13 protein-coding genes, 1 tRNA gene and 1 pseudogene are annotated in these 14,043 nt (G+C 48.8%); 3 read left to right on the top strand and 12 right to left on the bottom strand.

The features are described 5' to 3' along the window. Positions 1-95 precede the first annotated feature (95 nt). From HRU77_14325 to HRU77_14365, 9 genes are all read right to left on the bottom strand, one after another. Positions 96-518, bottom strand: coding sequence for a hypothetical protein (locus HRU77_14325; GenBank protein ID QOJ21751.1), 423 nt, complete (start codon positions 516-518; stop codon positions 96-98). Positions 519-599: 81 nt separating this feature from the next. Next, a complete protein-coding gene (locus tag HRU77_14330; protein ID QOJ21752.1) occupies positions 600-869 on the bottom strand; it encodes a hypothetical protein in 270 nt (89 codons plus the stop codon). Beyond that, a complete protein-coding gene (locus HRU77_14335) occupies positions 847-2,565 on the bottom strand; it encodes a replication endonuclease (protein QOJ21753.1) in 1,719 nt (572 codons plus the stop codon). The genes HRU77_14330 and HRU77_14335 overlap by 23 nt, the downstream gene beginning before the upstream one ends. A gap of 514 nt (positions 2,566-3,079) precedes the next feature. Next, a complete protein-coding gene (locus HRU77_14340) occupies positions 3,080-3,733 on the bottom strand; it encodes a hypothetical protein (protein ID QOJ21754.1) in 654 nt (217 codons plus the stop codon). Then, positions 3,726-6,563, bottom strand: coding sequence for a DUF927 domain-containing protein (locus HRU77_14345; GenBank protein ID QOJ21755.1), 2,838 nt, complete (start codon positions 6,561-6,563; stop codon positions 3,726-3,728). The genes HRU77_14340 and HRU77_14345 overlap by 8 nt, the downstream gene beginning before the upstream one ends. Beyond that, entirely contained in the window at positions 6,541-7,086 is a 546-nt protein-coding gene (locus HRU77_14350) for a hypothetical protein (protein ID QOJ21756.1), read from the bottom strand. The genes HRU77_14345 and HRU77_14350 overlap by 23 nt, the downstream gene beginning before the upstream one ends. A gap of 498 nt (positions 7,087-7,584) precedes the next feature. Then, positions 7,585-7,812 (bottom strand): hypothetical protein, encoded by a 228-nt coding sequence (locus tag HRU77_14355; GenBank protein ID QOJ21757.1) that lies wholly within the window; start codon positions 7,810-7,812, stop codon positions 7,585-7,587. Then, positions 7,809-8,087 (bottom strand): AlpA family phage regulatory protein, encoded by a 279-nt coding sequence (locus tag HRU77_14360; GenBank protein ID QOJ21758.1) that lies wholly within the window; start codon positions 8,085-8,087, stop codon positions 7,809-7,811. Before HRU77_14360 ends, HRU77_14355 begins: the two co-directional genes overlap by 4 nt. Positions 8,088-8,231: 144 nt before the next feature. Next, positions 8,232-9,053: a hypothetical protein gene (locus tag HRU77_14365; GenBank protein ID QOJ21759.1), complete on the bottom strand. Its 822-nt coding sequence runs from the start codon at positions 9,051-9,053 to the stop codon at positions 8,232-8,234. A 469-nt stretch (positions 9,054-9,522) separates the two neighbouring features. On the opposite strand from HRU77_14365, the gene HRU77_14370 reads away from it, so the two are divergent. Continuing rightward, positions 9,523-9,909, top strand: coding sequence for a DUF3579 domain-containing protein (locus HRU77_14370; protein ID QOJ21760.1), 387 nt, complete (start codon positions 9,523-9,525; stop codon positions 9,907-9,909). Between the two features lie 19 nt (positions 9,910-9,928). Here the strand turns inward: HRU77_14370 and HRU77_14375 are convergent, their stop codons facing one another. The 3 genes from HRU77_14375 to HRU77_14385 all read right to left on the bottom strand — a co-directional run bounded on the left by HRU77_14375 (position 9,929) and on the right by HRU77_14385 (position 12,024). Beyond that, on the bottom strand, positions 9,929-10,174 hold the full coding sequence (locus HRU77_14375; GenBank protein ID QOJ21761.1) for a hypothetical protein: 246 nt from the start codon (positions 10,172-10,174) through the stop codon (positions 9,929-9,931). A gap of 359 nt (positions 10,175-10,533) precedes the next feature. Further along, entirely contained in the window at positions 10,534-11,766 is a 1,233-nt protein-coding gene (locus tag HRU77_14380) for a tyrosine-type recombinase/integrase (GenBank protein QOJ21762.1), read from the bottom strand. A 166-nt stretch (positions 11,767-11,932) separates the two neighbouring features. Next, positions 11,933-12,024, bottom strand: a tRNA-Ser gene (locus tag HRU77_14385). Positions 12,025-12,316: 292 nt separating this feature from the next. On the opposite strand from HRU77_14385, the gene HRU77_14390 reads away from it, so the two are divergent. Together HRU77_14390 and HRU77_14395 are read left to right on the top strand one after the other, a co-directional pair. After that, positions 12,317-12,937, top strand: a complete 621-nt coding sequence (locus HRU77_14390; GenBank protein QOJ21763.1) for an IS5 family transposase — start codon at positions 12,317-12,319, stop codon at positions 12,935-12,937. Between the two features lie 22 nt (positions 12,938-12,959). Next, positions 12,960-14,024: pseudogene (locus tag HRU77_14395) on the top strand (IS3 family transposase). The last annotated feature ends 19 nt before the right edge of the window (positions 14,025-14,043 follow it).

The following is a 14,043-nucleotide window of genomic DNA, read 5'->3' on the forward strand; positions in this document are numbered from 1 at the left end:
TTGTCCTTTCTTGATTAATTGGCGGATGGCTTCTTCAGTTAAGCCGGTTAATTCAGAAAACTTCTTGATCGTTACCAGTATATGTTCGGAGTGGTTCATTTCTTTTCCTCCCCGTCATTGTCAGCGATATGCTTGGCCACTTGCTTTTCAACTTCCGCTTGATTATCGATCAAGCCCTTGTCCGCTACCTTGCGCTTACCCATGACCACCGCCCAGAAACTGCCAAGCTTTTCGGTGATGGCATAGCCAATACTTTTTTTCTGGCCGAATTCGGTGATTTCCGGGCATACGTCTTTAAACTCAACGCCGAGCACTTTTTCATAGCGGCGGTAAGTGGCCGGGTTGTGCAGAATCTTGAGAACCCGCCAGCCGAAATACTGCCCCATTACCAATGCGCCAAGAGCACTTTCAAGCGTAGTGCCAACCCCTCTAAATTCCCGCATGTTCTGGAGCATTTTCTGTTCCGTCTCATCATCGAGAGCGAGCAGTTTTCTGGGGTTATTTGTTTGGTCTTCCATGATCAGTAGTGTTCCTCACGATAAATAGTTATCGTCATGATACATTGCTGATCATGGCAGTCAATATGATATTTGTCCTGTTTAGTCTAAAAGCTGCACTTGTGCGTAAAACTCTTCTTTAGTGAATTGCCGCATCTCGTCGTGAAACTTGATGACGATCTCGATCTGGTCGTTTAGTGTCAACATGCCGCAAATATGGCCGATTTGCGTGATGCTGTATTTTTTGCCGGGTGGTATGACGTCTTTTTTAAGGACGGCCAAACGGTAGATCAAGGACACGGCTTCATTTAATGTAAATGGATTCATGATGTCTTTTATCGGGTCTTTTTTAGTGCTGAGTTGGGATTTCATGGATAACCTCCGGATGATAAAAAGGGGTTGGTACAGTTATTGATACAAGTCCAAGTCCAAGAGAAACAGCTGTGGTGCGACATGGCGTGCGCGCGTCTCGCGCCACGCTCCGCAATGTCACGTCCTCGCTGCCTGCCGTCAAAGGCATCCAGACATGCTTACGTGTACTATAACCCAATCCCCTCCAAACAATACCCGTCACCCGTAACGGTGCAGCGTCACCATAACGCCCGGTCAGCGGTGAATACACATCGCTGGTTAACGGGTTGAGGTTTTTGGGTTCATCGTAGAACGGTTTGATGGCTTGCTGGTTGTGCGGGGTTTCGGGGTCGCCCATCGCCAGCATGAAGGCCGCCCAGTCGCTGGCGGTTGCCGATTGGCGGATAGCTTCCAGTTCTGGGTCGTCGGTTTTGCCGAGTTTTCTCAGTTGCCGCCAGACGGTGACGCTAGGGCCGCCGATCTGTTGGAATTGACGGATACCCCAGGTATTGGCCCAAGCGGTGATGCGTTCGGCTGCTTGAATGGCATCGTTACCGTACAAGTCTTGTTCCAGTTTATAGCCATCTATGTTCTTGGCTATGTACTTAGCAATGTAACCGGCAGCCGAGCCTTTTGCTGGATCGATGGGCTCCACTTTGAAGCGGCGTTTTAATGCACCGGGCTCGTTGCCGCTATCCAAAAGCGCATAATGGCTCATGACTTTACGCACAGCTTCGCGGTGTTTATCCGGCATGAACAATAGCAAGTGCCAATGCGGGGTGCCGTCGTGATGCGGTTCGACCACGCGGAAACCATAGGGGCGGATATCCAACCTATCAAGTTCGGCGCGAATCAGCGCCCAAAGGTGCGTCAGATACTGGTGCGCTTCCAGGATGGTAGTGCCATTATGGCGTGGATTGGCAGCGCCGGTATGTAAGCAGGCGTGAAAGCGCGATGACGTGGTGAGCGTATAGAATTCACCCACATGTTCAAGATAATTGGCGACCATCTCGAACCCGCGGATTCGTGTCATCAATTCGGCACGGCGAACGGCTGGATTAGATACCGAACGGTCGGCTAGGTTCTGCAGGGAAAAAATCTCGCCGTTCTGGTTGCTTACGAAGTTCGAGGCTAGATACAGCCGGTTCCGTTCCTTTTGTTTGCGCTTAACATGAATGGTGTAGTCGCTCGCATACGTGCCGCGCAGACGGTTGACCAACTCGATATTGCGAGCAATGGTTTCGATCTTGCGTAATCGTAGTATCTGGATTCGGCGATACCACCAGCGCGAGCAGCACATGCGATTCAGTGCCGGTTCCAGATCGTTGTCTTTGACGGATGGCCGTTTGACTTGGTAGTGATCGACGATGCGCAGGCAGGCTTGATAGGCGTCGATAGGGGATTGCGCACGGGCGCGGGCTGAATGGCATTTTTCGGCGAAGCGCTTGGCGGCTTGGAACAATTCCTCACTATCGCCGCATAGATTCAGATCCTCGATGCGCAGCTGGTTATAAATATCTTGCAGTTCATGATTGGCTTGCTCGAAACTGGAACGCTCGGCGGTTTTGACATAGCGGGCGGCCAGGTCTCCGGCAATGGGAGAAAGCTCAGTGAAAATATGCTGGCGCATGCGGCGGCAATTTGCTGTGCCGTATGGCTTTGTGCGCTCATCGGCAAAAATGACTTGTGGCAATTTTGTGTCATTTTTGTGCCACAACCGAGGCCTTTGGAGACCAACTGAGACCAGTCGATCATTTTTCGAAACACAACTAACACCCTGTTTCTTATGAGTCCTGGTTGGTCTTGAGTGGTCTGGATGAGACCTTGAATTGGCGGGAAGGCGACATTCACATTGATCAAATAACTATATGTAAATAAAGTTATTTATTTTTCACTATAGAAAAGTTACTACGTTTTTTACCACATTTTTTTAATCGCTGCCCGGTTTTTAGGCAGTTGATCTGCCTAATTTCTAGGCAATGATTATTTTAACCCCCCCCTGTCTAAATGCGGTTTTTTGCAAACGTAGGCTGAGAGCGGTCTAGGTGCTAAGAGGTCATAGAGATTTTGACCACCCCCGGTCATGTCATGGCTGGGGGATATACCCCCCCTCTGAGTTTCCCGCACATAAAAATTTGACGCACAAAACGGTCTATAAATACACTTTGCTATACTTTTTACCTGCCCCGTGGGTATGTCACACCACTTCCAATTATTCTTGTTCCGATTATCTACAATGATTCCCCACTTTTTATTTTGTAGTCATTGCATGACTCCGGCGCAATCAGAACACGCTCACCGATATAGAACGCTTCAAGCATGTGGTGCTGCTTGCCGCACACGAAGCGATACACCGGGCGGCCATCGGTTGGTATCCGTTCCATGCTGATATGCTTGCACCCTTGGCAGCTTGTTCCGGTTCCACGGTGTTCAGTGAAAGGGCGGATTGCTTTGTGTGGATTGATACCGTAACTCTGACACAGTATCGCCCATGATTTGATTTGTTCGGATTGCGGAATCGTTTGAAGTTTCCAGATTGCTTCGAGTATTTCTTCTTTGCTGACTGTTGCTTTATTGCAACAGGTTAATAGCAGGGTAACGGCAATCGGATTCACCGGATGCGTTTGGGCGGCGCGGAAATTATCTGAAGCCCCGCCTTCACCGGGCGCATGATTTTTATTTTCTTTCCTATCCCCTAAAAAACTTGTCGGAACAGTCGGAACAGTCGGAACAAAATCTCTAAACCCCCATGAATCATTGCTTTCCGTGTTCCGACATTGTGCGTTTTTCGTTCCGACAACCCCCGTTTTGTTCCGACATTCCGCACTATTTCCAGGGTTTTGCTCACCATCTTCCGGCTTGATCAGCGCACCCCAATCAATCATTTTGTGAACTCCAAATGGTTGCAAGGATGTGAAATACCCGCTGCATACCGCAACCCGGAAGCCGTTTTTTTGTTGCTAAATTGCGACCATCGCCCGGCTTCATGCAACCGCGATCAATCAGCAGGCGCGCAACTGATCGGGAATCGAAACCTTTGCAGATTTCAGTCTTGAACACTTCCGGCAAGCAAAAGAACTCTAATTCCCCTTCATGGTTCTTTTCACGAAAGCCCGCACGGTTCAAAGTCTTTGGCGCATGGCTGTCATCGGCGTTTGCCCGGTCGCTATCGGTAAACCTTGCCTCACCGTGCAATTCCAGGAAATGCCGCACCTGTTCAATCATGGCACGTTCTTCCTTGTTGCCTTCACCGCCGAATGCTTGCAGCCATGCCTTAAAGCAGGTGATGGCGGCTTGCATCGATGCGCCCGGATCCCAGCCGGTAATACCCCATTCTGTCGCCAGTTCACCGGCAGCACCGGCCAAAGCAAACCTTGCCGCTACCCGTTGCGCTTGACCGCTGGCAGCTTGGGTCAGCGTTGCTTTCTCGAACGTTTGCCGGGCATCGAACAGTGATTCCCGCAATGTTTCCCGGTGTTTCAGCACGCTTTCAATGAATGCCGGGAAGGCTGTGCCGTAATATTTATTAACCGCCGCGCCCAAAGCTTTGGCGAACTCATGCCCATTCTCGAAGCCGTGCAAGTTCTCGAAACAGCCCAAACCATGCCCGGCATCGGCGGGAATATCGGCCATGCGCAATTCAGCACCGGCGGGCGTTTTCTTGCCACCTTCCGCCACATGCTGGGCTAGACTCAACTCACCGGCGGACAGGAACAGCAGCCGCCACTTAGCGGTACTGCGTGCGCCGCCGGTCACATTCGCCCGCACCTTGGCCGCACCGTTTGCCAGCATGTAGGCCGATTCCCCGGCAATGCGAGCATCGATCATCTTCAATTCATCCAGGGTTAGAAGCGCATCGCAGTGAGACAAGGCGGTACTTTCCAGCCCGTTATCCGTTGACCGCCACCGCTGCAAATACTCGGGCGAACCGCACACGCTACCGGCCACAATCAAAGCGCTCGTTTTGCCGCTGGAAGTCGTGCCCCGGTAATGAAAGCCGCCGGATTCCATTTCAATCAAATGCAGCAGCGGGGCGGCAAACGCAACCGACACCGCAAACGTCAGGCGGCTATTCCCTACGCACAAAGCCGCCACCTGTTCCCGCCATTGCTTCAGCGTGCCACGCTGTTTGAATGGGTTTGAATCCGGGCGGTTATCATTGAATAGCCACTCTTCATCGGATTGACCCAGTGAGGCATCAGGCAGAACAAACGTCAAGCCGTCAGCAGTCCCATGCCAGCCGGTGCGGTTGGTCGTTCGAGCTCGTTTCTTGATCTCGGTTGTCTGCAAGTATTCAAGAAGCAATGGACGGGCTTTGGGCATGATTTCCAGCCCTTCTGATAGCAGCGCCGATGCAACCGGCATACCATCGCCGCAAAAATCTTTCATCGGGATAATAATCCGCTTTGGCATTTCATCCGGATCACGGAAGGCGCAAACCAACCCCCAATCCTTGTTATCGGCTGTGCGTGTACGCGCCAATACTTCCAGTTTTCCGCATATCTTGCGGCGGCGTAGCATACCGTCCTTACCCGGTTCGAGAAAAAGCACGGAATCATCCATCAGCATGAAGCCGCGTTGCACGGCTTCCGCTTGCGGCTCATCGGGTTTATCGGTTGAATCCGATTGCCCGGTGGCGGGATTGGCATCAGACAGGAATGCATCCTCACGCTTCAGAAACTCAGCGAACCGGCCAGCATCCCAGCCGCACGCCACCAAATCGGCGGCATCGTCTCCCGTTTGCAATGGTTCACCGGCTGCGCGTTCCAGCCGGTCGACATGCAACACACGAACCGAACCAGCACCCGCAGCCGTCAACCGTTTCAGCAAATCACCGGCGGCCTTCTTGCCGGGTAGATCGTAATCCGGAAAGATCACGCAATCACGCCCGGCCAGCGGGGTATAATCCGATTTCTCAACGGCTTGGCTTCCGCCTTGCCAGCACAAAACAGGATGATCAGGCAGCAGCTTTTGCAGGGCTTCGGCTGCCTTTTCGCCTTCGGTAAACCAGCACACAGCAACAGGGAATTGCAGCAATCCCGGCAAGCCATACAGCGGACGCAAGCCCGGCGGAACCTTGAACCGCCATTCATACTTATCGGCTTTCCGCCAAAGTGTCAGCGGTGAAAACTGTTTCTTCTCACCCTTGGGCTTGTCGTATCGGTCATGATAAAAATTCACGCGGCCATCTTGCGCAAGGTACGGATAACGCCTTGACGGTTTCCCGTGCTTTGAATGCGCAGCCGGTGGCGGCGGCGCATCATCGGGAACCGGCATGACGCATTGCCAGCCGTCGCCATCGCTACCGCCGCCCGGCGGAATCGTAGCCGCGTTAGATTCTTTGTTGCTGGTTGATGGTTTACCATTGCCCGGTTTTCTGGAATCGCTACTGGCGCGTTTTGGCGGGCTGATTTCTTCCAGTTCGAGTCCCAGAAAAGCCGCCAAACGGCGGGCGGCTTTTCCTTGGGATTCACTTTCCAGATAGGCAACCAGTGCCACCAGATCAAGCCCTTTGTCACCGGTGGCAAAGTCTGACCATTTGCCGGTTTTAAGATTGATGCTAAATGAACCGGGTGCGCTATCCGCACGCTTAGGGTTTAACGTAAGGTATTCGCTACCTTCACGCTTGCCGCCGGGTAGCCAGTGACTCAAGATACTATCAATGCTACCCAGAGCGGCTACTGAAACCCGTTTAATGTAAGGAATTGTGTTCATTACCATCCCCCTCAGAATGTGCAGGGATTGCTCCGATCAGCTCTTGAACACACTCATAAATATTGCTTACGTGTATCTCATTGGCCAATCTTAGCGATGCTAAGAAACCAGCAACCCATATGCTCGCCATGCATATTTCATCAGAAACTCTTTCTTCGTCGTTTTCCTCCTCCGCTAAACGAACCTTTGCGAGTTTCATGGCAAGCGAAATAATATTCATGGCATCGTCACAGAATCTTCGAATGGTTCCCGCAGTTTTTTCTTCTGTCCCGCATTCATCCGCTATTACGCTGATTCCTTCAAGGTTTGAAAGGATTCCATCGAGCAAAAGAAAAATCCCATTCATTTGTTCCTTGTTGAGTGACATATCGCACCCGTCAAGATCAACAAGATTTCCACAATCTATGAATTCCAGCATGCAGGGCGTTTCTGATGCCCATAGCCGCGCTTTCTCAAGCTCTTTTAATCTTTCAACGTTGCTGATTGACGGGGTATCTGTGGCTGTATTTTTTGACTTACTCATGATTCATGCTCCTTTGTTTGAACGGTTTCGAGAAAACCGCCACCCGTGAGGGACACGGGGCGGGCGGATAAATCGGGTTGACAGACCGGACTTGAGACCGGCGAGCCTTTCGGCTCCCCAAAATACCCACCCATAAAAACAAAAGGGCAAATAAATAACGGATACAAAAAAACCGCTCAGCGGCGGTATCCGCTCAAGTAACAGGCTGTCAAACCCGGTCAATGATTTTGCATTGACGGCCAAAGAATAAAGCCAGAAGATCGTATTTGTCAACGAGAACATTATTCACTTCCTCCGCTTGATCGCCGCTCTAACCACTTGAAAAGGTCATAAGCAAAGATATGTTGCTTCCGCGTGTGATATGGATGATCCGCAATCCATTCTTGCAACAGGTCATGAATCTGACCGGGCGGAAGTGGCGGTAATCTGCAATTGCACGATACAGCTACGTTTCCCGAAGCCGGGATAACTTCATTCATCATGATTGTCCCCAACTCTTTAGAGTGAATCGCGGATTTCCGCAATCAGATCATCAAACTTCTGATTCAGAATTGCAGTATGAAAATCTGATGCTGCGGTTCTCATAAAACCAGCGATCAATTCCGGGTGTGCTTTTGCATAGCCTTCACCGAATTTTGAATCAATGATGCGAACGGCTTGATTGAAGTATTGTGTCGCTGTGTCCCGTGCTTGCAGCATCAGGTCAGTAGGGGCTAGATTGCTCATGCCCGCACCTCTGCACGCTTAGCGGGTGTATCGCCTTTGATTTGATCTTGAATCCATTGCTGAACTTCAGACTCACGCCAGCGGCTGGCATTGCCGATCTTGACCGGTGCCGGGAATTTTCCCTGTTTGATTAATTGATAGATGAAACTGCTTTTGAAGCCGGATCGTGATTCAACTTCCGGAAGTGGTAGAAGCTTTTCTGTTGCCGGTATTGCTGGCAATTGCCCGGTTTCGCCGGTTAAATGATGCTGCGGGGTTGATAAAGTTTGATTCATATAAGCTTTCTCCATACGATTTAAAATGTATGCGTGCCCGTGATTGTGGACTGCGGGCACGTGAGAAAGCTTATTTCTTTGGATTACTATCAATCCATCCGGTTGATAGTAATCAGTGGAAAATACTTTCTATATGATTGATTATTAGTTAGATAATTTTCTTGTGCTTAAATAGCGCCATATTGCCGGAACGGAAAGATTCATTTCTGTAGCAACTTTCTCAACAATGCTTGTTTTTGTTTCGCAATCTTTTTTATTTTTCCAAAGTTCATCAAATATTTTTATAGCTTCCTGTATTCTTTCTGCCGCTTCCGCCTTCTGGTTATCTGCCCGTTTTTTCGATCTTGCCCTTATTTTTCTTACTATCTCAAGATCATCCTGATTATTATTCAGATACGCATTGTTCCGGTGCATAACGATTTCAAGTGCAGCGGCATGATAGCGGGTTAATGTTTGTTTTAATTCGTTAATGCAATAACTCAACCACTCATTATCGCCAGCATATTTATAGGCATACATGGCCAATTGCAACGATCTGGCAGCAGCTAGATATGCGGGTTCATAAAATCTTGTATTCTTGCCATTCACCGGTTTTACTCTTCCAAAATCAAGTTCAGTAACAAGCCATTGGATCTCATCCGGATCATTCATGCACTCATTAAATTCCTCATCCTCTTCCAGATTCCAATCTTCCTCATCAATCCAAAACCGCTCATACTCAAAACAAGCTTTTCTAAGAAACCCAATAAGTCCGTAAATGCATGAGTAGTCTATCGATTTACTCCATTTTTCAGGTGTAACATCAGGCTTCATAGAATTTGCATTCTCTTTCACTTCATCAAGTGAATCAAATACATGATCAAGTTCACTCATATCCCAGAATATGAGTATTTCTTCGGTTCGCGGATACCGGTCAGGAAGCTGCTTGATTGTTTGTTTATTGGATTCTTTGCCTTTTTCTGGCATAGCACACCCTTCAAAGTGCATCCTTCAGATAGGACACCCCAGGCGGTTGAAGGAAACCGTTTTCACCTGGCCGGGCTATGGGGTGGTTAAATAATCTTATCCGAAAAAACTTTCTTGAACTAAAAAATATTAAGCAATCGATATGTGAATTTTTTCTGTATGTTTTTGTTATCTCGCTTCACAGGATTTTCATATTAACTATTTCAAAATGTGACTGAAATTTAGATGTCAAGGTTTGAGCAACCATTTGAAATTTGTCTGAACGCATTGCCCTCTGTGGAGGCGGAACAATGGATCAGTTTGAGGTTTGCATAAAGCGCCGCGATTATCGAAATTCTCATCTTGATGCGATGGAATGGCCATCCATTGTTTGCAAAAATCCCTCAATTATCGCCACAGAAAAACTTCTATGGCCTGTGCCAAAGCAGTTCCGCAAATTTAGATTCTCTTTTCATCGCTGGTTAAGCGTATGAAAACCGAACCTAAAGAGTGGCTGATTCTGGGCGTAACCCAAGATAATCAACGATTCAGACCGAGCGACTGGGCGGAAAGGCTTTGCGGGGGCCTTGCATGCTATAGGAATGGACGCTGGGTATACTCAAAACATGTTCATCCTGTTATACGTCAGAGCGGAATCTGTGTGTTAGTAGAAGGGGCATTAAAAGATACAAACCCGGACGGGTACAAATTCATTATGGGTTTTGCCTATGATAATAGGCTTAAAGTGATACCAGAAAAAGAAGTGATTTGTGAGGATACATTAGCCGCAGAAATAGAGCTCATATCATTTATGAAAAAACTTAGACTGATTCTATTGATGCAGCAAAGAAAGGTTAAATTTCCGTTTAGGCATTGATGTGAATCCACTAAGATCATCATTCTATGGAATTGATGATCTTATCCAAGTAAAAGCGTGCTTTCTTGGCGGCTTGCTCTTCGTTTTTCGTTAATTCTTTCTGTACCAAGTTTGCAAAATTAATCAGGCTTTGTGATGGGTAGGCATCTTGCAAGCCATAGTCTTGAAAGAATTCAGCAATCCAGTAAGCATTCAACTCACTGCTTCCCGTTTCTTCAAAATGTGTCTCCGCTGCTAACTTGATGTAATCTGATAATTTATGCATCGCATCTTTTCACTTATCCTATTTACGATAATAGGCGCGGTTAATTGAAAATGCAATAAGCAGTCTCTTTAGCTTTTTGTCGTCTTGAATGTGGTGCGCAACAGGGAAATTCCGCGCCGTATTTTCGCATTAAAACTTGCCGAAAATCCCGAAATATCAGGCGCGAATCGGAACATAAAACCCCGGAATTACCCCAAATTGTCGGAACAAAACGGGGTTTGTCGGAACAGAAAACGCACAATGTCGGAACACGGAAAGCAATGATTCGTGCGGGTTTCGAGATTTTGTTCCGACTGTTCCGACTGTTCCGACAAGTTTTTAAGGGGGTGGGACATAAACATAAAAAACGGTGAAAAATTTCAATTCGATTTTCCGAACAACGGAATGACTTCCGCTCCCTTTTCCAGGGCTTCGATATGGTTACTCCACCAGATCATCATTCTCTTTCTTTCCGGCAAGTATTCCGCCCGGTTATATGCGCCCCGGACTTCATTCCGTTCACCGTGCGCCAATTGTCGCTCAATGGCATCGGGACTGAATAAACCGGATTCATTCAATGCCGTGGAAGCAACCGTCCGGAAGCCGTGCCCGGTCATTTTGCCTTTATACCCCAGGCGGTACAGTGCAAAAAGCAATGTATTGTTGCTGATGGGCTTGTTTGGGTTTCTGCCGGGCAGCAGGTAACGGCTATCACCGGCGATGCTTTTGAGTTCTGTCAGTATGTTCAATGCTTGATGGGTAAGGGGTATAACGTGTTCATTTTTCATTTTCATGCGCGTAGCTGGCACAACCCATAGCGCATTGTTCAATTCGATTTCTTCCCATAGCGCGCCTATCAGTTCATTGGTACGAACGAAGGTTAAAGCCAGCAATTGCAAGGCAAGCTGTGTTTGCCTATCGCCGATGCATTCATAGGTGGCAATTGATCGCAGCAGTTCCGGCAATTCTTCCGGTTTAACCGCTGCCTGGTTTTTCTTTTTGTACGGTGTGAGTGCGCCCCGCAGATCGCTGGAAGGATCGCGGGTGCAGCGGCCGCTTGATATGCCATAGCGGAATACTTGACCGCATACCCCCAGCACTCGGTGCGCCAGATCATAAGAGCCTCGCTGTTCAATTATGCGGATCATATTGAGCAACTGTGGGGCTTCAATCGTGCTGATAGGGTACATGCCGATATAAGGGAATACATTGCCTTCCAGCCGTCGCAGCACATCCTTTGCATGACTGCCTGCCCATGTATGCGTTTGCTTTGTGTACCATTCGCGGGCGGTGGCTTCAAAGCTATTGGCGGCGGCTTCCTTGGCTTTTTGCTTGTTCAGCTTGCGGTCAATGGAAGGGTCGATATTGCCCATCAGCTTCACGCGTTCCGCCTGTGCAAGCTGCCTTGCTTGCTTTAACCCAACAACAGGATAAACGCCAAGGGATAAAGATTTTTCCTTATCATGAATCTTATAGCGCAGCCGCCAATACTTGCGGCCATCTTCATAAACCCAAAGATAAAGCCCTTGGCCATCGTGAAGCTTGCGAATTTTGGAACCTTCAGCGGCCGCATTCTTGCAGGATAGATCAGTCAATAATTCCTTGATGGCCATAATGTGGTAACTCTTTATGTGGTAAAAATTGTTACCACGTTTTTTACCACACTTTTTTATCGGATTCTAGCGGATTATTTTGGACTGTTACGGAAAGTAAATTGCTTGTAGATGAACTGCTTTATTGTGTTTCGTGGATTGTTGTGGAAGTGTGCGGATTGTAAAGTGGCGGAGAAGGCGGGATTCGAACCCGCGGTACGGTTTGAGCCGTACACACGCTTTCCAGGCGTGCACCTTCAACCACTCGGTCACTTCTCCAGCAAAGTCCTGCAAGGGGGCAAAGAATAAACCAGATCGTGGCTTCGGGCAAATTTGTTTTTGTTGCCGGAAGGGAATTTTCGCTTTAGGGGACTCTGAAAAAGGGAGTGAGCGGGTTAGGGAAACGCTGAATAAATCCCAAAGTTTAAGATAATAGTTATTACCTGCTAACTTTCTAGATACGCCATGTCACGCCAATCGAGCTTTGCAGATCTTGACTACAATCACAAGAAACGCCGGACACGCCGGGAGGTTTTTTTAAGCGAGATGGAAGGGGTTACCCTGGGCAGCGTTGCTGCCGCAAATTGAACGGCATTATCCCAAGATAGGGAGGCGGGGCTGCCAGCCGATGGCGCTGGGGAATATGTTTCGTATCTACTGCCTGCAGAATTGGTTCAACCTGTCAGACCGGCAGACGGAAGATACCCTGTACGAGATCGAGAGCATGCGGCGCTTTGCGGGATTCGGCTGGATTACCGATGCCCTGCCGGACGAGACCACGATACTGAATTTCCGTCATCTTTTGGAGAAGTACGAATTGACGGCGGTATTGCTGGAAGCGATCAATGCCCACCTTAAGACCCAAGGGCTGTTAGTTTCCAAAGGTACTATGGTAGATGCCACACTTATTCATGCGCCAAGTTCGACCAAGAATCGGGAACAGGCACGTGATCCTGAGATGCACCAGACGAAGAAGGGAAAGCAATGGTACTTTGGCATGAAGGTGCATGTTGGGGCCGATGTGGATTGCGGGGCGGTGCACGCGGTTAAAATTACCGCCACCAACGAAGCCGATATCAATGTTCTGCCCAAGCTATTGCGGGCGGAAGACGAGGTTATATTTAATGAGCCGGGCTACACAGCGATGAATACAAACGCGGATCGTGAATCGCCCCGGGATTTCCGGAGATAAAATGATTTGAGAGGAGGAGAAGATGAAGAATCAAATCAGTTATTCACCGGAAGTACGGGAACGAGCGGTAAGATTGGTATTCGAGCAGCAAAAGAAGCATGAATCGCAATGGCCGGCGATCAAAACAATAGCATCGAAGATTGGCTGCACGGCGGAAACGTTGCGGGCATGGGTAAGAAGAGCGGAGAGGGATCAGGGAATTCGAGGCGGTATGTCGACATCGGCATATTTCGCACAGGCGGAGCTCGACCGCCGGTCGAAATGACGATGGTATTTGTCGATAGAGACAAAGCGGCATCAGGATCGATTGCCCGAACGTATCAAGCGGGATATAAAGCTGGCGACTGAAATACAACGGATTTGGGAAAGCAACTTCCGGGTTTATGGTGCTCGTAAAGTATGGCGGCAATTGTTGCGAGAAGGCATTGGCGTTGCCCGTTGCACCGTTGAGCGGTTGATGAAGAAGCTTGGGATGCAAGGTATCCGGCGCGGTAAGAGGTGCCGGACAACCGTTGCAGATGACTTACTTGCCTGTCCAGCCGACAAAGTCAATCGGCAATTTGTAGCCACTCGTCCGAATCAGCTGTGGTTCGCGGATATTACCTTTGTTGCAACGTGGACGGGGTTTGTTTATGTGGCTTTTATAACTGATGTTTCTGCCCGGTACATTGTTGGCTGGCGGGTCAGCCGGTCATTGCGCACCGATTTAGTACTGGATGCATTGGAACAGGCACTGTGGGCGCGGCGGAAAATCGAGGGATTAATTCATCATAGCGACCACGGTTGTCAATATTTGTCGATTCGCTATACGGAACGCCTGATTGAGGCCAATATTGAAGCTTCTGTTGGTAGTGTCGGGGATTCTTATGACAATGCACTGGCTGAAACAGTTAACGGACTATATAAGACCGAGGTTATCCGGCATCACGGCCCTTGGCGCAATATCGACGATGTGGAGTTTGCGACCTTGGAATGGGTCGATTGGTTTAACAATCGCCGGTTACTGGAGCCGATCGAAAATATCCCGCCGGCAGAATTTGAAATGGCATATTATCGTCAAGTAAGGGAGCCAACCAATACGGTTTGACTCAAGACAAATAGTCTCC

It is taken from the genome of Gammaproteobacteria bacterium (genome assembly GCA_015709615.1).
Taxonomy (GTDB): domain Bacteria; phylum Pseudomonadota; class Gammaproteobacteria; order Burkholderiales; family Nitrosomonadaceae; genus Nitrosomonas.